The organism is Streptomyces sp. bgisy027, from assembly GCF_057710365.1.
Map to the genome: position 1 here is coordinate 60,107 of NZ_JBYIVZ010000008.1, position 16,972 is coordinate 77,078.

General features: G+C 73.1%; 15 protein-coding genes. 7 read left to right on the plus strand and 8 right to left on the minus strand.

Translation table 11 applies throughout. The annotated features are described in order from the left end of the window. Nucleotides 1–145: 145 nt before the first annotated feature. Complete coding sequence (locus AC3ETA_RS10605; protein ID WP_432192577.1) at nt 146–436, plus strand: hypothetical protein; 291 nt, start codon at nt 146–148, stop codon at nt 434–436. Nucleotides 437–446: 10 nt separating this feature from the next. On the opposite strand, the gene AC3ETA_RS10610 is transcribed toward AC3ETA_RS10605, so the two are convergent. After that, complete coding sequence (locus AC3ETA_RS10610; protein WP_432192578.1) at nt 447–2,762, minus strand: ABC transporter permease; 2,316 nt, start codon at nt 2,760–2,762, stop codon at nt 447–449. Next, entirely contained in the window at nt 2,759–3,466 is a 708-nt protein-coding gene (locus AC3ETA_RS10615; protein ID WP_432192579.1) for an ABC transporter ATP-binding protein, read from the minus strand. Before AC3ETA_RS10615 ends, AC3ETA_RS10610 begins: the two co-directional genes overlap by 4 nt. Before the next feature lie 139 nt (nt 3,467–3,605). Between AC3ETA_RS10615 and AC3ETA_RS10620 the strand changes: the two genes are divergently transcribed. From AC3ETA_RS10620 to AC3ETA_RS10640, 5 genes are all read left to right on the plus strand, one after another. Then, nucleotides 3,606–4,472, plus strand: a complete 867-nt coding sequence (locus tag AC3ETA_RS10620) for a sensor histidine kinase (RefSeq protein ID WP_432192580.1) — start codon at nt 3,606–3,608, stop codon at nt 4,470–4,472. Further along, on the plus strand, nt 4,469–5,161 hold the full coding sequence (locus tag AC3ETA_RS10625) for a response regulator (RefSeq protein WP_432192581.1): 693 nt from the start codon (nt 4,469–4,471) through the stop codon (nt 5,159–5,161). Before AC3ETA_RS10620 ends, AC3ETA_RS10625 begins: the two co-directional genes overlap by 4 nt. Nucleotides 5,162–5,209: 48 nt before the next feature. Continuing rightward, nucleotides 5,210–5,812, plus strand: coding sequence for a TetR/AcrR family transcriptional regulator (locus AC3ETA_RS10630; RefSeq protein ID WP_432192582.1), 603 nt, complete (start codon nt 5,210–5,212; stop codon nt 5,810–5,812). Between the two features lie 61 nt (nt 5,813–5,873). After that, complete coding sequence (locus tag AC3ETA_RS10635; RefSeq protein WP_432192583.1) at nt 5,874–7,295, plus strand: hypothetical protein; 1,422 nt, start codon at nt 5,874–5,876, stop codon at nt 7,293–7,295. A gap of 37 nt (nt 7,296–7,332) precedes the next feature. Continuing rightward, a complete protein-coding gene (locus AC3ETA_RS10640; protein WP_432192584.1) occupies nt 7,333–8,055 on the plus strand; it encodes a cupin domain-containing protein in 723 nt (240 codons plus the stop codon). Here AC3ETA_RS10640 and AC3ETA_RS10645 read toward each other — a convergent pair. The 5 genes from AC3ETA_RS10645 to AC3ETA_RS10665 form a co-directional block, all read right to left on the minus strand. Then, complete coding sequence (locus tag AC3ETA_RS10645; RefSeq protein WP_432192585.1) at nt 8,042–8,467, minus strand: NUDIX hydrolase; 426 nt, start codon at nt 8,465–8,467, stop codon at nt 8,042–8,044. The two genes, AC3ETA_RS10640 and AC3ETA_RS10645, sit on opposite strands and share 14 nt — an antisense overlap. A 73-nt stretch (nt 8,468–8,540) precedes the next feature. Continuing rightward, complete coding sequence (locus tag AC3ETA_RS10650; RefSeq protein WP_432192586.1) at nt 8,541–9,320, minus strand: isocitrate lyase/PEP mutase family protein; 780 nt, start codon at nt 9,318–9,320, stop codon at nt 8,541–8,543. 336 nt (nt 9,321–9,656) lie between these two features. Then, nucleotides 9,657–11,345, minus strand: coding sequence for a DUF2264 domain-containing protein (locus AC3ETA_RS10655; RefSeq protein ID WP_432192587.1), 1,689 nt, complete (start codon nt 11,343–11,345; stop codon nt 9,657–9,659). A gap of 332 nt (nt 11,346–11,677) precedes the next feature. After that, complete coding sequence (locus tag AC3ETA_RS10660) at nt 11,678–13,090, minus strand: RICIN domain-containing protein (protein WP_432192588.1); 1,413 nt, start codon at nt 13,088–13,090, stop codon at nt 11,678–11,680. 1 nt (nt 13,091) lies between these two features. Beyond that, nucleotides 13,092–14,183 (minus strand): glycoside hydrolase family 43 protein, encoded by a 1,092-nt coding sequence (locus AC3ETA_RS10665; RefSeq protein ID WP_432192589.1) that lies wholly within the window; start codon nt 14,181–14,183, stop codon nt 13,092–13,094. Nucleotides 14,184–14,356: 173 nt separating this feature from the next. Between AC3ETA_RS10665 and mmuM the strand changes: the two genes are divergently transcribed. Then, entirely contained in the window at nt 14,357–15,280 is a 924-nt protein-coding gene (mmuM, locus tag AC3ETA_RS10670) for a homocysteine S-methyltransferase (protein WP_432192590.1), read from the plus strand. A gap of 51 nt (nt 15,281–15,331) precedes the next feature. On the opposite strand, the gene AC3ETA_RS10675 is transcribed toward mmuM, so the two are convergent. Beyond that, nucleotides 15,332–16,909 carry a carboxylesterase/lipase family protein gene (locus tag AC3ETA_RS10675; protein WP_432192591.1) on the minus strand — a complete coding sequence of 526 codons (1,578 nt, stop codon included), beginning with the start codon at nt 16,907–16,909 and terminating at the stop codon, nt 15,332–15,334. Nucleotides 16,910–16,972 lie beyond the last annotated feature (63 nt).

A 16,972-nucleotide genomic window follows, 5' to 3' on the forward strand; every position in this document is an offset into this window, starting at 1 on the left:
TCGGCGCCCGGGGCTGGGGAGTGCGGCCCGCTCGGGACGGCGATTCGGTCACCGTGGAAGACGGGTACGCCGGGCTGATCGTCGAAGTCCCCGTGCACGGCTCCCGCTGGACCGCCCGGCCGACCGCGGTCGAGCGCTCGACGACGTGGAGAAGGCCGCCGGTCGCGCGATGGACGCGGCCGGCGCGGGCCACCGTCCGCCCGGCTACTTCGGCCTGCGGGCCGAACTCGTCTGCGTCCGGCCGCTGGGCGACGGGACACCGGTCGTCAACGGCCCGGTCCCGACCGGGCATCCGGTGCCGTCCTTCAAGCCGAGCGGCGACACCCTCTGGCTCTGGGACCCGTCGCCGTCCCGGGGCAAGGACACCGAGCGCCACGCCCTGCGAGTGCGGGCCGAGGACGTGGAACTGGTCGTGGCCCACGGCAGGCGCTGCTGAGGCCGCGGCCTCACTCGCCGCGCAGCACCTCCCCGATCGTCAGCCGCCCCGCCCTGCGCGCCGGCACATACGCCCCGAGCACCGCGATCAGCAGCCCCGCGAGGGCGAGTCCGGCCAGGGCGGGGGCCCGCCAGACGTCCGTCATGTAGGACGGCAGGGTGATGTCCACCGCGTCCGCCATACGCGGGATCACCAGCTCGTAGCCGGCCATGCCCAGGGGGATGCCGAGCAGGGAGCCCAGCGCGCCGAGCACGGCCATCGACGTCACCGTCATCGCCGTGACCTGGCCTGGGGTCATCCCGATCGACTTGAGCATGCCCAGGTCGCGCCTGCGGTCGCGGGTGTTGAGGACGACCGTGTTGAAGACGCCGAGGGAGGCGACCGCGGCGAGCATCACGGTGAGGGCGAAGGCCGAGCCGACGATGGTCTGCGTGACGGCGTTGGAGCCCCGCACGTCCGGGGTGATCCCGGCGTCGGCGGCGCGGGCCGCGCGGGCGTAGCCGGCCGGGTCGGTGCCGTCGCGCAGTTTGACGTGGTAGGCGATGGGCCGCTCGGCCGGAGCGAGCGCCGTCAGCGTCGGCCAGTCGGAGAGCACGATCCGGGCATTGCTCTCCATGAACTCACCCACGACCAGCACCCGTTCGGTACGACCGCCCTTCTCCAGGCTCACCCGTTCGCCGACCCGTACGCCGTTCTGCCGCAGGAAGGCCGAGCCGGCGACGATCTCGCCGCTCGTGCGCATCCACCGGCCGTCGGTGAGGACACCGTCGAGCCGGAGCCGGTCGCCCCGACGCCCTTCGAGGGTCACCTGATGGGCCGAGCCCGCCAGCCGGACGTCCACCGACGCCCGGGCGGTGACCTCTCTCGCACCCGGCAACTCCCGCAGCAGGGAGGTGAGTTCAGGGTCGTCGTGCTGCGGCTGGATCTCCTTGCCGTGCCGGAAGCTGGAGGCGTACACGGTCACCTGGTAGGCGTCGCGGCCCGCGTTCCCGAACCGGTCCATGGTCGTTGCGAGTCCGGTCGCGAACGTCACCGTGGTCACCCCGAGGACCACGGCGGCCAGCGTCAGGACGCTGCGGCCGGGCCGGGCGAACGGCAGGCCCGTGCCCAGGCTCACGGACCGCGGCAGCCGGCTGCCGGCCAGCCGGCGCTGGATGCCCAGGGCACGGCCGGCGCGCGGGGCGCTGCCCGCGCTGATCGCCCGTGCCGCCGACATGCCGTGGGCGCGCAGGGCCGGGGCGAGTGCGGCGAGGACGCAGACCACGGGCGTGCCGAGCAGGGTGACGGCGTTCACCCACGCGGCGACGGACACGTGGTCGTGGAGCACTCCCGCGTCCGGACCCATGAACACGAACTCGAAGAAGGGGCGCGCGAGCACATTGCCGAGGAGTGCGCCGAGCACACAGCCGACGACCGCCGGCACGGAGATCATCGTGAGGTATACGGCGGCCACCTGCCCCGGCGTGAAGCCGAGTGCCTTGAGCACGCCGATGTGCCGGAACCCGGAGATCACCGCGCCGCTGACCACGTTGGCGATGATGAGCACCGCGACGGCGATCCCGAGGATGCCGAAGGCCATCAGATAGGGCGTGTACGCCCGTGCCGAACTGCTCACCTGGTGTTTGAGGGTGAGATACGTCCGGGAGGCGGCCAGGGCGTGCGCCGGGAGCCGTTCGGTGACCGTGCCGAGCTGTGCGCGCAGCCGGTCCTGCGAGGAGGCGTCCGGGAAGCGGAACAGCATCTGGGTGGCGCTCGGCTCCAGGGCGTCGATCTGCTGCGGTGCGACCCAGGCGTCGGCGGTGCGGCTCAGGTCGAAGGCGAACCCGACGACGGTGAGCGCCGGGCCGCCCGAGGGCATCGGGAGCCGTTTGCCGAGGTCGTCCGCGGTCCAGTCGGACTGCCGGTTCAGGACGACCTCGCCGGGGCGGGTGGCCCAGCGGCCCGCCCACAGGTCGAGCCGGTCCACGGGGCCGTCGGGGTCGGCGCGGCCGACGACCGTGATCCGGCTGCCGAGGCCGAAGGTCATGGCGCCGTCCGGCAGTTCGACCGTGGCCTGCGCGTAGGGGCCCGCGGCGGCCGCAACGCCGGGCTGCCGGGCGGCCCGCGCGAGTTGCCGCGCGGACACCTTCGCCGGGTCGAACACGGCGGTCACATGCGGGCCGTGCTGCCTGCCGAAGGCCTTGTCGAAAGGTGCGGAGGCCGCGTCGAGCAGACCGACGGCGACGACCGTCGCCGCCGTCGAGGTCAGGGTGACCAGCGCGATGACGAGCGTCTGGAGTCTGCGCCGCCGTACCGCCGCGCGGGCGGCGCGCCACACGGCCCTCATGCGGTCGGCTCCAGGGTGTGCTCGCCGGTGACCCGGCCGTCGGCGAACTCCACGAGCCGGCTGGCGCAGCGCCTCGCGAGGTGCTCGTCATGGGTGACCAGGATCAGTGTCTGGCCGATCTGGTTGAGGTCGAGCAGCAGATCCATGACCTGTTCCCCGGAGCGGCTGTCCAGGGCGCCGGTCGGCTCGTCGGCCAGCAGCAGGGCCGGGCGGTTCATCAACGCCCTTGCCACGGCGACGCGTTGCCGCTCGCCGCCGCTGAGGACGGCGGGGTAGGCGTTGCGCCGCTGCCCGATGCCGAGTTCGTCGAAGAGCTCCAGGGCACGGCGGCGGGCCTGCCGGGCCGGGGTGCCGGTCAGCTGGGCGGCCAGCGCCACGTTGTCCAGGGCGGACAGGTCGTCGATCAGGTTGAAGAACTGGAAGATCATGCCGATCCGGCGCCGCCGGTACAGGGCGAGCCCCTTCTCGCTCAGCTCCCCCACGTTCTCCCCGTGCACGACGACCGTGCCGCCCGTGGGCCGGTCCAGGCCGGCGATCATGTTGAGCAGCGTGGACTTGCCGCACCCCGAGGGGCCCATCACCGCGACCGCCTCACCGGCCCGGATCTCCAGCGAAACCCCGGCCAGCGCCGTCGTCTCGCCGTACTCCTTGTGCACGCCGTCGAGCCGTACGACGACCTCTCCACTGCTGTCCTCGACTGTCATGGGCAGGACGCTACGAGGCACGGCGGGAGAGGGCATCCGTCCCCGGACGGCATCTCGCCGGGCGCCTCATCCTGTGGATGCAGGGCCTGCGTCTCCAGGCCGATGCGTGCACGGGGAATCGTCTGCCAGGGTGAACCCCATGGGGGACTGGGAGACGAACGGGCCGGCGGTGGCACTCGCGGTGGCGTGCGCGGCCGTACTGGCCCTGTCCCTGGCGCTGCTGCGGACGCGGCGCCGCTGGCGGCAGGCCGTCGGGGAGCGCGGCTGGCTGCTGGAGCGGGAGCGGGAGAGCGCCGCCCGGGCGGCGGTCTCGGCCGAACGCGACCGGATCGCCCGCGAGTTGCACGACATCGTCAGCCACAACGTCAGCCTCATGGTCGTCCAGGCCGGCGCCGCCCGCGAGGTCATGGGCACCATGCCGGACGAGGCGTCGGCGGCGCTGCGCGCGGTGGAGGACGCGGGCCGCGGCGCGATGACGGATCTACGGCATCTGCTGGGGCTGCTCGCCCCGTCGCCGAGCGGCGAGGACGACGACACCGAGACGGGCGAGGACGACCGCGCGAGCGCCGCCGGCCTCGCCCCGCAGCCCGGCATGGACCGGCTCGGGCAGCTCGTCGACCGGGTGTCGTTCGCCGGGCTGCCGGTCGAGGTCCGGATCTCCGGCGAGCCCCGCCCCCTCCCGCAGGGGATCGACGTGACGGCGTACCGCATCGTGCAGGAGGCCCTGACGAACGCGCTCAGGCACGGCGACGGGGGCAAGGCCGAGGTCACGGTGCGCTACGCGGACCACGCGCTGCGGGTGGAGGTCCTCAGCACCGGGCCGAGCGTGCTGACCGGAGGTGCCCCGCAGGAGCCACGGCCGGTACCGCGGCACCGGGACGGCACGGGGCGCGGGCTGCTGGGGCTGCGGGAGCGGGTCGCGGTCCACGGCGGTGACCTGGACGCCAGGCGGCGGCTCGGCGGCGGTTACCGCGTCCGGGCGCGCATCCCCCTGGACCGGCCGTGACGGCGCCGCCGGCCGAGCGAGCGCCACGCGTGCTGATCGTCGACGACCAGACGCTGATCCGCACCGGCTTCCGGCTGATCCTGACCGCGCGCGGCATCGAGGTGGTCGGCGAGGCCGCGGACGGCGTGGAGGCGGTGTCGATGGCGCGTGAACTCGGCCCGGACGTGGTGCTGATGGACATCCGCATGCCGAACATGGACGGCCTGGACGCCACCCGACGCATCCTCGTGCAGGCCCCGGACTGCCGGGTGCTGATGCTCACCACCTTCGACCTGGACCGCTATGTCTACACGGCCCTGTCGATCGGGGCGAGCGGCTTCCTCCTCAAGGACGTCACGCCCGAGCACCTGGCGGCGGCCGTACGTCTGGTCAGCACCGGTGACGCCCTGCTGGCCCCCTCCATCACCCGCCGTCTGGTGGAGCGCTTCGCCGGGGACGCCGCCACCCACGAGCCCGCCGTCCCCGCCGGCCTCACGTCCCTCACTCCCCGCGAACGGGAGGTCCTCACCCTTCTCGGCCGGGGCCTGTCCAACACCGAGCTCGCGGCCCGTCTCACCCTGAGCGAGGCCACGGTGAAGTCCCACGTGGCCCGCATCTTCGCCAAGCTGTCGCTGCGGGACCGCGCCCAGGCCGTCGTCCTGGCGTACGAGACGGGGCTGGTCCGGCCGGGCACGACCGGCGACCACTAGCATCCTGCCCAGTCGCTTCAGGTTTCCGCAGTCGAAGGACACACCCCCATGGCCCGCGCAGGACTCACCGCCGACCGCCTCACCGCGGCCGCCGCGGAGCTCGCCGACGAGGTGGGCTTCGAGAACGTCAGCCTGTCCGCGCTGGCCCGGCGTTTCGGCGTGAAGGACGCGAGCCTGTACTCGCACGTCCGCAACCTCCAGGACCTGCGCGTCCGCCTCGCCCTGCTGGCGGGCGGCGAGATGATCGACCGGATCGCCGCGGCCGTGGCGGGACGCGCCGGCAAGGACGCGCTCGCCGCCTTCGCGGACGCCTACCGGGAGTACGCCCTGCAGCACCCCGGCCGGTACGCCGCGACCGGGATCCGCGTCGACCAGTTGCTCGTCGCCGGCTCCCCCGCGATGCGCCGCACCGCGGAGATCACCTACGGCGTGCTCCGCACCTACGGCCTGGAGGAACCCGACCTCACCGACGCCGTCCGTCTGCTGCGCAGCACCTTCCACGGCTACTGCGCGCTGGAGTCCACCGGGGCGTTCGGGGCTCCGCGGGACGTGCGCGAGTCGTGGGACCGCGCGATCGACGCCCTGCACGTGGCTCTCGCCAACTGGCCGCGCGACGGGCAGCACCGGCCGTTGCCCCAGGTGCCACGCTGACCACTTAGACTGGAAGCTTCGCGGAGTTCACACGCCGCCGCCACGGGGGAGGGAGCGCGTCTTGTCCCAACAGCAGCTCGGACGCGGCCCCCTGAGGTCCCGTCGGCCCGATCCCGCACCCCCTTCTGCCGACGCGGACCACCCGGACACCTCGCCCCCGGCACGCTTCGTCGGCTGGCTCGGGGGCCTCGGCGCCGCGGCCGCCGGGTACGGCGTTTTCCAGTTCCTGTTCAGTGTGCTGCCCGACTCCATCGACGGATCCGCGGCCCGGTATCTGATCTCCGGGGTCAGCGGGCTCGGCACCTTCGTCGCGGCCTGGCTGGCGGCGGGCCTGCTGCGGGCGCGGACGGCGGCCGACTCGGCGCCGGCTCCCACCGTGGGGCCCGGCGCGATGGCACCGGGCGCTCCCGGCCCGCTCCCGGCCGTGTTCGCCACGGCCTACGACACCCTCGTCGAGCAGGTGTCCGTGGTGGAGGACTCCGAGCACGGGCGGCTCACCGGCTGGCCGCACTCCCTCGGCGAGGACACGCCGTCCCGGCCCACGCCCGTCGGCACCGCCTACGGCCTGCACATCATGCTCGACCTCGGCGTGCCCGAGGGGCGGCTGAGCACCGGCGAACTGGTCGACACGCTGTGGCGGCTGCGGCTCCCGGACGGTGGCTGGTCGGCCCGCTCGCAGGGTTCCGAGGCGCGGCCGGAGGTCACGGCGCTGGTGCTGGGGGCGCTGGCCCGCGCGGGCGCCTCCCCCGAGCGGCTGGCGGCCGAGGTGGAACGCTGCGCCGACGGGTTCACCCGTCAACTCGACCGCACCGGGCGGGAGTCCACCCACGTCGTGACGACGGTGCTGCGCGGGCTGCTGCGGGCCGCGCCCCGCTCCGAGGTCCTGCCCCTGCTGCGTGAGGCGCTCGCCGACGGCGCGATCAGCGACCCGCGCCGCGACCATCTGCGCTGCTGGGGCTACCGCCTCCAGCCACCGTACGGCAGGCCGTCCCCGCTGCACACCGCGCAGGCCGTCGTCGCCCTGGACCGGGCCGCCCGGGTGCTGGGCGAGGACGGCGACGCGCGCGCCGAACGCGCCCGTGCCGCCCGTGAGGACGGCATCCGCTGGCTGCTGTCGTGCCCGGACGCGCCCCACGACACCTGCCCGGACCTGGCGAACCTGCACGAGGAGGTGCGCCGGCCTCGCACCGACGACCCGGCCCGCCACGAGGTGCTGAACGTACGGCACTTCACCGCGTCCTGGCTCGCCCGCGCCCTGCTCACACCGAGCGCGCTGGAGATCGCCCGCGCGGAGGGTCTGGAGGAGGAGCTCCGGGTACGGCTGGAGGGGGCCGTCGCCGCGGTGTGGGCGGGGCAGACGGACGGCATCTGGCTGTGGGCGCGTCACGAGGCGACCGAGCGTCGGCGGCCGATGTGGATGACCTATCAAGGTCTTTCGGCGCTGCGCGCGCATGCCGTATGGATGTACCAGCCGCATGGCTGAAGTCGGTTGATTCGAGCGGGTGTTGGAGGATGAGTGCATGGGCGGTCGGCAGGTCCTGGCGGCACGGAGGCTGCTGGCCGGGGCACTGGACGGTGAACTGCCCGAGCACCGGCTGGTGGCCGCGGCCCGTGCGGTCGTCACCGAACTCGGCTCGCCCGAGCGGCTGCTGGAACTGATCGCCGAACTCGCCTCGGGCGAGGGGGATCCGGATGCTCGCGCCCGTCTGTCGTACCGGCATGTCCTCGGCTTCGACAAGCTGTTGCTGATCGACGGCGGGCCGCGTCAGATGCTGCGCGCGCACGTGTGGCATCCGGGCGCGGGGGCGATCGGCAAGGAGGACATCCACAACCACCGTTCACCGCTGGCGTCCTGTGTCGTACGGGGCCGGCTGGCCATGGAGCTGTACGAGGTCGGCGACGACGGCATCGCGGCCGCCCGCTACGAGGAGTCGCTGGCGGAGCATTCGGCGAGCTGGATGCTGGAGCCGGCGGGGCCGGCGCGGCTGCGGCTGACGCATCTGGGCCAGTACGCGGCGGGCAGCTCCTACGCCCTGCCCGCGCACACCCTGCATCGGGCCTGGTGCGACACGGACCGGCCGACGGTGACGCTGTTCCTGGAGACCGGCGCCGAACGACGGCCGCACACCGATGTGTTCACGGCGGCGGGCCCGCATCCGGGCGCGGTCGCGAAGGTGCCGTTGGGGACGGCGGAGTATCTGGCGGCGCTGCGGGACCTTGCGGAGCAGTTCAGGACTCTGTGAACGCCTGACGGACGATGTCGAGGTTGTACTCGTCGATCTCGACGTCCGTCAGCTCGGCGCGGGCGAGCCAGGCGTGGTCCTGGTCGGGCTCGGGCAGGGTGATCTCCCCCGTCAGGGGCCGGACCAGGAAGTTCTCCTGCCAGTTTTTGATCTCGTGCCCTCGGTAGTCGCTGAGGAAGGAGGACTCGCCGACCTTGCGGACGATCTCACCGAGCAGTCCGGTCTCTTCCTTCAGCTCGCGCAGGGCGCCGTCCACGGCACTCTCACCGGGCTCCAGTTTCCCGCAGGGAACGCCCCACACCTGGGGCAGGAACCGCTCCTTGACGCTGCGGCGCACCAGAAGCACCCGCTGTCGGTCGTCCATCACGACGGCGGCCGCCAGGCGCCTGTCGCCGGGGATGTCCATGGTCATGGTTCCTCGGTCCCTCGCCGGTGATGAGTCCAAAGGGTGTGATACCCGCGAAAGAGTCAAGGCTAACAGGAACCTACGGCTCGTCGCTGTGAGTCACGTCGCTCCGGCGGCTGAGCGCGTCCACGTCGCCGTACGACGGGACGGCCCCGCCCGGCGTGCGCCCCTCGCGGATCTCCAGTGCGGTCTCCAGCGCCGCGCCCAGCGCCCGCCGGTAGAGCAGCGAGCCGAGGCTGACGCGTCGGACGCCCAGGTCGGCGAGCTGGGGAAGGGCGGGGCCGGTCGGGGAGTAGAGGATGTTGAGGGGGACGTCGAGGTGTTTCACCAGGGCGGCGATCTCGCCGGGTTCGGTGAGCCCGGGCACGAACACGCCGTCGGCGCCCGCCTGTCGGTAGGCGTCCAGCCGCGCCCTGGTGTCCGTGTGCCCCTCCCCCAGCCAGTACGTGTCGGTGCGCGCGTTGACGAAGAGGCCGGGTGCGGCCGCCTTCACGGCGGCGATCTTCGCGGCGTGCAGCGCGGGTGAGCCGAGACCGTCCTCGAGGTTGAAGCCGACGGCGCCGACGGCAACCAGTTCCCGGGCGAACTCCCCCACCTCGTCCGGGTCCTCGCTGTAGCCGTCCTCGGCGTCCACGGAGAGGAGGTACGGTCCCGAGCCGAGGGCGAGGGCGAGGCGCAGGGTCTCGTCGCGGGTGGCCGACGCCCCGTCGGGCAGGCCGACGGCGGCGGCCACACCGAGGCTGGTCGTGCCGACCGCGCGGAAGCCCTCGGCGGCGAGCGCCCCGGCCGAGGCGTGGTCCCAGGCGTTGGGGAGCAGCAGGGGCTCGTCACCTCGGTGGAGTTCGGCGAAGGTGGTCACGACGGTCTCCCTGTGCGTCGGCTGTCCTCGTTCCCTGCTCCGCACGCTAGGCCCCTGTCACTTCGGTGCCGGCCGAAGTGACGCGGCGCGGGCGGGGTCAGGCCGTACGGTTGCGGTGATCATCATCGTGACGAGTGCTACTCGGGGGACACATGGCCGTTCACAGGACCGGCCACTGGTCACCGGCTGGACGCGCGGCTGCTGCTGGAGCGGGTCGGTTCCGCCGACGCCGACGGCGACCCTCGTGATCTGCCCGCCGTCGCCCGGTCGCTCGACCGCGCGGGTCTCTCCGGGCGGCCCGCGGCCATCTGACGCCGTCGCGGCGCCCGGCGGCGCTCAGACACTCACGCCGACACCCTCGCCGCCCGTGAACCGTGCCCGGACCTCGCGGCCGTCGCTCCAGCGGACGAGGATCCCGTCCGCACCGTCCGGCTGCACGGTCACCAGTTCGTCCAGCGGCGCGGGTTCCGGTTCGGCGGTGAGGCGGGCGAGGACGACGAAGAGGGTGGGGCGGTCGCCGGTGACGCCGGTCAGGTCGGCGTCGAGACCCCCGGCGGGCTGGAGTTCGGCCCGGAGACCGTCCGGCGCGGCCCAGCCCGTGATCCGCACCGGCGTCCCGGGCCGCGCCCCCGCCACCAGATGGGCCCTCACCTCGACGGCACCCTGCGCGAGTACCACGCTCGTGACCCGCACCCCGTCGCCGACCGAGTGCCGCGAGGCCGCCCAGCCCTCCCCCACGCCCAGCGGAACGATGTCCGTACGACCGGGGTCGTCGCCGACGATCACGCTGTTGTCGTGCGACGGCGCGGGTCGCGTGGCCGTCGAGTAGGCGAGGCGGGTGTAGTGCGGGTCGTAGCGGACGTCCTCGCTGCCGTGGTTGTGAAGGCGGACCAGGCCGTCCGAACCCGTGGACTGCAGCAGCCAGTTGGGTGCGGCGATCGCGGTGACCGCGTCGACGCGCTCGGCCGGGGCGGGCTGCTCCCGCGCCGTCCACACCTCGTGGTCGGCCGGAAGGAGCAGGCCGAGGAAGCCCTTGCTCGCCCAGTACGGGGACGCCGGGCCCGAGTAGCCTTGCAGGACCGTCTCGTCGGGGCCGTGCCAGCCGAGGGTCAGCAGGCCGTTCGTGTCCACGGCGCCGCGCTCCAGGAAGTACTTCAGCGCGCCCGAGGCGAGCCGGCGTGTCTCCCCCGGCGACAGCGGGGTGCGGCCGGTGAGGGCGCCCAGCCACAGCGGGGCCGTGGTCGCGAAGCGGTAGGTCAGGGAGCGGCCCTGGTACAGCGGGGCGCCGTCGCCGCCGAACAGGCGGGCGTAGTCGTCCAGATGGCGTTCGAGCCGGCCGCCGTACAGATCCAGGAGGCGTTCGTCGCGTGCGAGCCAGGCGTGCAGCACCGGGTACAGGTGCATGGCCCAGCCGTTGTAGTAGTCGAACTTGCGGCCGTCGCCGTCCGTGTACCAGCCGCCGCCGACGTACCAGTCCTCGATGCGCTCCAGGCCCCGCTCGATCGCCTTGCGGGACGCCTCGGCCTCGTGGCCGGCCTCCTGGAGGAAGCCGCCCACCGTCACCGGGAACAACTCCCAGTTGCAGGGCCAGGCTTGGGCGGTGAGCGCGTCCCCGAGCCAGGCCGCCGCGCGCTGCCGCACCCCGTCGTCCAGCCGGTCCCACAGCAGGGGCCGGGTCAGCCGCAGGGCGAGCGCGATCGACGCCGCCTCGACCAGGGGCTGGCCGCGGTCCTCGATGCGGGGCCAGACCCCCGCGACACCGGCCGCGAGCCCGTCGGCGTAGCGCTCCAGCACCGTCTCGTCCCGGCGGAAAGCCGCCGTCAGCAGTGTGCGGGCGTAGCCCTCCAGGCCGTCGGAGAGGCGGCCCGACCAGCTCTCGTGGTCGCCGGGGAGGTGGTACAGAGCGCGGTCCTCGGTGGCGTACGGCTCGACCGCCGCGAGCAGGGAGTCGGCGGCGGCCTCCCAGTGGGCGCGGGTGTAGCCGGTGCGGGGGCTGCGGGTGCGGTCGTCCGGGGGCAGGTGCATCGCTCTCTTTCCGTGCGGCTCGGCTCGGTCAAGGCCTGGGGCGCCCCGGTTCCGGTCGGGACGCCCCAGGGGTTTCATCCCACCCGCATCAGGCCCCGTGGCACCAGATGCAGGACGACGAGTTCTTCGCGGACCAGGATCGCGTACAGCGTTGCCCCACGCACCGAAGTGTGTGTTGTCCCGTTTCTCGTCGTAGAGGTACAGCGCCGCGGAGCCCTCGACGCCGAGCGGCTCCACCAGGGACCGGGCGGCGGCCGCGCACAGCCCTCGGATCGGGGTGACGACGGCGGGCACGGCGATCGACGCGATCGATCTGCTCGCCTGAGGGCGACTCACGTCCCCCGCGTCCACTGCTGGTTGGTGCCGCCGTTGCAGGTGTAGGTGATGATCGCGACGGAGTTGGCGGTGGACGCACCGTTCACGTCGAGGCACTCGCCGGTGGCGCGGGAGACGACGCCGACGTAGGAACCGCTGGTGGTGACCGACCACTGCTGGGCGGTGGACGAGGCGTCGCAGTTCTCCTGCGTCACCGTGCTCGCGTTCTCCTGGACGCACAGGGAGCTGTGCCGGGTCATCAGCTGGTAGTAGCCGCTGCCGACGGACCTGAACCAGTACTTCTGGTTGGTGCCGCCGTTGCAGTCGTACTGCTTGAGCTGGGCACCCGGCCACTGCGACTGGCTGGTGACGTCGGTGCAGCGGCCGCTGTGCCGGGCCACGAGGGTGTGGTAGCCGGCGCTCGTGCCGCTGATCGCGCCGGTGGCCGTGTCGACGGTGACCTCCGGGGACCAGGACATCGACATCGACGTCGAGGAGGGGAAGGTCAGCGGCAGCCAGACGTAGCGCGAGTCGTTGACGGTGCCGCCGAACGAGTTGCCCCAGCGGTCGCCGAGGTAGAGGTAGGAGGTGGCCGAAGTGCCCTGCACGGGGAGGACGTACGCGGTCTGCGAGCCGTAGGTGGTGGGGTCGCCGACGTTCGTCATGGCGGTCCACGGGCCGGCGATGTCCGTGGCGGTCGCGTACTGCTGCTGGTTCGGGCTCCAGCCGGTGGCGCCGGAGGTCAGCATGAAGTAAACGCCGTTCCGCTTGAACAGGGCGGGGGCCTCGCGGTGGCCGCCGTGCCAGGGGTCGGCGACCAGGGCGGCGATGCCCGTGTAGTCGCTGGTCAGGCGGTAGATCTGAAGGTCCTGGTTCTCACGGGCGGCGGAGATCATGTAGCCGGCGCCGTCGGTGTCGACGAACACCGTGATGTCGCGGGACATGTGCCGGCCGAGCGGGCGGAAGCTGCCCTGCCAGGTGTAGTCGCCGTCCACGGTGTCGGAGACGGCGACGGCGGCACGGGCCTCGCTGTAGTCGGTGCCGTTCTCCTTGTGCATCCACATCACGAACTTGCCGGTGGCGGCGTTGTACATGACCTTCGGGCGCTCGATGTTGGCGGTGGCGAGCTCGGCCGCACCGGACTGGGTCAGGACGTGGTTCCTGAACTCCCAGTTCTTCAGATCGGTGGAGCGGTAGGCGTCCACGTAGCGGAAGGTGTTGTCGGCGTTGCGGTGCTCGCCGAACCAGTAGTAGTACGAGCCGACCTTGAGGACACCGCCGCCGTGGGCGTGCACCGGGTTGCCCGAGGTGTCGGTGAACTGCGTGCCGGTGGTGACGGTCCGGGGCGCCGCCTGGGCGGGGCCCGCGGTGACCAGGGCACCGGCCAGGGCGAGGCAGAAGGCGAGCGCGACCGCGTACGCACGTCTCATCTCACTCACCCTCCTTCACGGTCGCTGCGGTGGTGTCCGCCGCCGTGTCCGCCACGGGTACGCCGAAGTCCGGGGTGCCGTCCGGGTGCCAGCCGAGCCGCTGGACGCGGGTGTGGCGATTGGGGTCGTTCAGGGGGTCGCCGACGATCTCCTTGTACTGGCGGGCGTGGTACACGAGCACGTCGGTGCGGCCGTCCTCGGCGACGGTGAAGCAGTTGTGGCCGGGGCCGTACTGCTTCGTCGTGTCGTTGCCGGTGAAGACCGGCGTCGGGGACTTGGACCAGCTGCCCGGGTCCATGAGGTTGCTGTCGGCGTCGGCGGTGAGCATGCCGACGCAGTAGTGGTGGTCGGTGGCGGAGGCCGAGTAGGTGAGGAAGATCCGGCCGTTGCGCTTGAGGGCGTAGGGGCCCTCGTTGACCTTGTATCCGACGCACTCCCAGTCGTACTCCGGTGTGGACAGCCGGATCTGAGGTCCCGTCAGGGTCAAGGGGTCCGCCATCTCGGAGAGGAACAGGCCGGTGTTGCTCTCCGTCCCCGGCTCGTGCTGCGCCCAGCAGAGGTAGCGGGTGCCCCGGTGGGTGAAGGTGGTGGCGTCCAGCGAGAACGTCTCCCAGGCCGTCCTGACCTGCCCCTTCTCCACCCAGGTGCCCTTGAACGGGTCGGGGTGGGAGTTCTCCAGGACCCAGATGCGGATGCGCCACACGTCCTCGGCGGGCGCGGCGGCGAAGTAGACGTACCACTTGCCGCCGATGCGGTGCAGCTCCGGCGCCCAGATGTGGGCGGCCATGTCGCCGGTGGGGTGGGCCCGCCAGATGACCGACTCGGTCGCGGTGGACAGGCCGCCCAGGGTGCGGGAGCGGCGCAGGACGATCCGGTCGTACTCCGGGGCGGTGGCCGTGAAGTAGTAACGGCCGTCCGTGTGGCGGTGGATGTGGGGGTCGGCGCGCTGCCGGACGAGGGGGTTCTCGTAGGGCACCGGCTTCCGGGCGGCGTGGGCGAGGCCGGGGACGGCCGTGAGGGCGCCGGCGGCCGCGGCGCCCTTCAACAGCAGTCTGCGGCTGGGGATTTCGGGCAGGTCGTGTTTGCGGCTCATACGGACTGCCTCTCGGGGTCACATGGGGGGGTGTGTTCGAAATTACGGACGTGATCTGTCATTACGAACGCCGAAAAGGTAAGGGTGTGCCGCCGGGAGGTCAACGGGTTCGACGGGACGGGAGAGAGCGCTTTCCCCCGAGGCGGGGGTTTGCCTCGACTACCGTCGTCCACATGACCAGCGCCATCCCTCTCGCCGAAGCCCTCGCCGCCGGGACGGTCGTGCTCGACGGCGGTATGTCCAACCAGCTCGAATCCGCCGGGCACGACCTGAGCGACGAGCTGTGGTCGGCGCGGCTGCTGGCGGAGGTGCCGGAGGCGGTCACCGAGGCGCATCTGGCCTACTTCGAGGCGGGCGCGGACGTGGCGATCACCGCCGGCTACCAGGCCACGTTCGAGGGGTTCGCCAAGCGCGGCATCGAGCATGAGCGCGCGGCCGAACTGATCGCGCTCAGCGTCGAGTCGGCCCGTGAGGCGGTACGGCGGGCGCGGGCCGAGGGCATCGCGCGCCCGCTGTGGGTGGCCGCGTCGGTGGGCCCGTACGGGGCGATGCTCGCGGACGGCTCCGAGTACCGGGGACGGTACGGGCTGATCGTGGCGGCGCTGGAGCGCTTCCACCGGCCCCGCCTGGAGGTGCTGGCCGGGGCCCGGCCCGACGTGCTGGCGCTGGAGACGGTCCCCGACACCGACGAGGCCGAGGCGCTGCTGCGGGCGGTGCGCGGGCTCGGGGTCCCTGCCTGGCTGTCGTACTCCGTGGCCGGTGACCGCACCCGCGCCGGGCAGCCGCTGGAGGAGGCGTTCGCACTCGCCGCCGACGCGGACGAGGTGATCGCGGTCGGCGTGAACTGCTGCGCGCCCGAGGATGTCGAGGGGGCCGTGGAGACCGCCGCCCGCGTCACGGGCAAGCCCGTCGTCGTCTACCCCAACAGCGGCGAGACCTGGAACGCCGAGGCGCGTGCCTGGGACGGCCGCGCCACGTTCTCGGCGGAGGAGGTCCGGGGGTGGCGGGCGTCCGGCGCGCGGCTGATCGGCGGCTGCTGCCGGGTGGGCCCGGAGGTGATCGGCTCGATCGCACGGACGCTGAAGGCCACGGCGTAGCTTCCCGTGCCGAGGCTCGGCCGCCGCCCCTGGAAGAGCGCCCCGCGCCCCTCAGCGCCGGCGGACCGCGCCGGGCAGCCGCAGTCGTCGTACGACCGACCGCATCTCGGCGCCGCGCGCGGGAACGCCGTCGGCCAGGTCTGCTGTGGGGGCGGGCTCGCGGGGCTCGGCGGTGGCCCACAGGGCGAGCTCGGCGTCGCGCGGGCCGTGGGCGGTACGGGTGTCGCCGTCGCCGAAGATCCGTACCGGATGCGTGTCGTCCCACGCCTGCCACCCGGGGTCGCCGCCCACCGCGAACCGCACCCAGGCCCGGTGCATCTCGTGGGCCAGCTCCTGCGGGGCCCCCTCGCCGGCCAGCTTGCGGGACTCGGGGACCTCTCCGGTGTCGAAGACGAAGCCGAGCTCCAGGGCATGGCAGGCGCCGAGGTCGGGGAGGGTGGAGGGCCAGGCGAACTCGTACACGTACGACGATCCGGGGCGGGCGTCGGCCAGGTGGCGCAGCGGGAGGCGCAGCAGGTGGTCGGTGACCATCTGACCGACGATCTCGGCGGTACCCGCCTTCGGGTGCAGGGCGCGGTAGCCGCGGGGCACATCCGCGCCGACGTGGCAGCGGGCCATGGCACCGGCCAGGGCGACCGCGCCGAGCCGGTCGACGCGCTCCAGGAGCCCGCCCGGCACCAGCCACAGCCGGTACTCGTCCCGGGTCCAGCCCAGCATCAGCTCCACGCCGGCCGCGGCGTCGCCCTCGGTGAGGGCCACCAGCGGGTCGCGGGGCACGAGGTCGCCGTCGACGACGATGCCGAAGGCGGGCCCGCCGACCACCGGGCTGCTGAGCCGGCCCACATCGGCCTGGGTGCGCAGCAGCAGTTCACGGTCGACCTCGGCGAAGGCCGCGGCGGTGGCGGGGATCTTGAGCCGGGTCGCCATCCGGCGCACCATGCGCCGCACCTTGTCCCGCTCGGCCGTCTCGGGCGGGCCGCTCTGCAGGATCGCCCGCCCGACCAGGCCCTGGGCCTGCGGGGCGGCGAGCAGCGCGCCGATGCTGATGGCGCCGGCGGACTGGCCGAACAGGGTGATGCGGTCCGGGTCGCCGCCGAAGGCCGCTATGGAGGCGTGGACCCAGTTCAGGGCGGCGAGCTGGTCGCGCAGGCCGGGGTTGGCGGGGACGTCCGGGAAGTAGCCGTAGCCCTCGACGCCGAGCCGGTAGTTGACCGAGACGAGGACGACGCCGTCCCGGGCGAAGGGGTGCCCGTCGTACACGGGCACGCCGGAAGAACCGCGGGTCAGGGCGCCGCCGTGCAGCCACACCATGACCGGGAGGCGGGCTCCGGGGCCCGGCTCGGGCGTCCAGACGTTGAGGCTGAGACAGTCGTCGCCGGGCACGACCGGGTCGGACAGGTACTGCGCGAACGCCTCCGAGTACGGCGGCTTCGGCGGGGTCGGCCCGAAGGCCACGGCCTCGCGCACACCGTCCCAGGGTTCCGGCGGCACGGGCGGCCGGAACCGGAGCGGGCCGAAGGGGGGTGCCGCGTAGGGGATGCCCCGGAACACCGCGACGCCGTTCTCGTACCGGCCGCGCACCGAACCGTAGGGTGTGCTCACCACGGGGTCTGTCCGGACTGCCGTCATACGTCCACCAGCCTCCTCACCGCGCTCGGGCACCGTGAAGATCAGAGCAACTCATTGTGGCCC

Coding starts and splice junctions, on each gene's coding strand:
- AC3ETA_RS10610 (WP_432192578.1), bottom strand. CDS start 2,762: ATGAGGGCCGTGTGGCGCGCCGCCCGCGCGGCGGTACGGCGGCGCAGA.
- AC3ETA_RS10615 (WP_432192579.1), bottom strand. CDS start 3,466: ATGACAGTCGAGGACAGCAGTGGAGAGGTCGTCGTACGGCTCGACGGC.
- AC3ETA_RS10620 (WP_432192580.1), top strand. CDS start 3,606: ATGGGGGACTGGGAGACGAACGGGCCGGCGGTGGCACTCGCGGTGGCG.
- AC3ETA_RS10630 (WP_432192582.1), top strand. CDS start 5,210: ATGGCCCGCGCAGGACTCACCGCCGACCGCCTCACCGCGGCCGCCGCG.
- AC3ETA_RS10640 (WP_432192584.1), top strand. CDS start 7,333: ATGGGCGGTCGGCAGGTCCTGGCGGCACGGAGGCTGCTGGCCGGGGCA.
- AC3ETA_RS10645 (WP_432192585.1), bottom strand. CDS start 8,467: ATGACCATGGACATCCCCGGCGACAGGCGCCTGGCGGCCGCCGTCGTG.
- AC3ETA_RS10655 (WP_432192587.1), bottom strand. CDS start 11,345: ATGCACCTGCCCCCGGACGACCGCACCCGCAGCCCCCGCACCGGCTAC.
- AC3ETA_RS10660 (WP_432192588.1), bottom strand. CDS start 13,090: ATGAGACGTGCGTACGCGGTCGCGCTCGCCTTCTGCCTCGCCCTGGCC.
- AC3ETA_RS10665 (WP_432192589.1), bottom strand. CDS start 14,183: ATGAGCCGCAAACACGACCTGCCCGAAATCCCCAGCCGCAGACTGCTG.
- mmuM (WP_432192590.1), top strand. CDS start 14,357: ATGACCAGCGCCATCCCTCTCGCCGAAGCCCTCGCCGCCGGGACGGTC.
- AC3ETA_RS10675 (WP_432192591.1), bottom strand. CDS start 16,909: ATGACGGCAGTCCGGACAGACCCCGTGGTGAGCACACCCTACGGTTCG.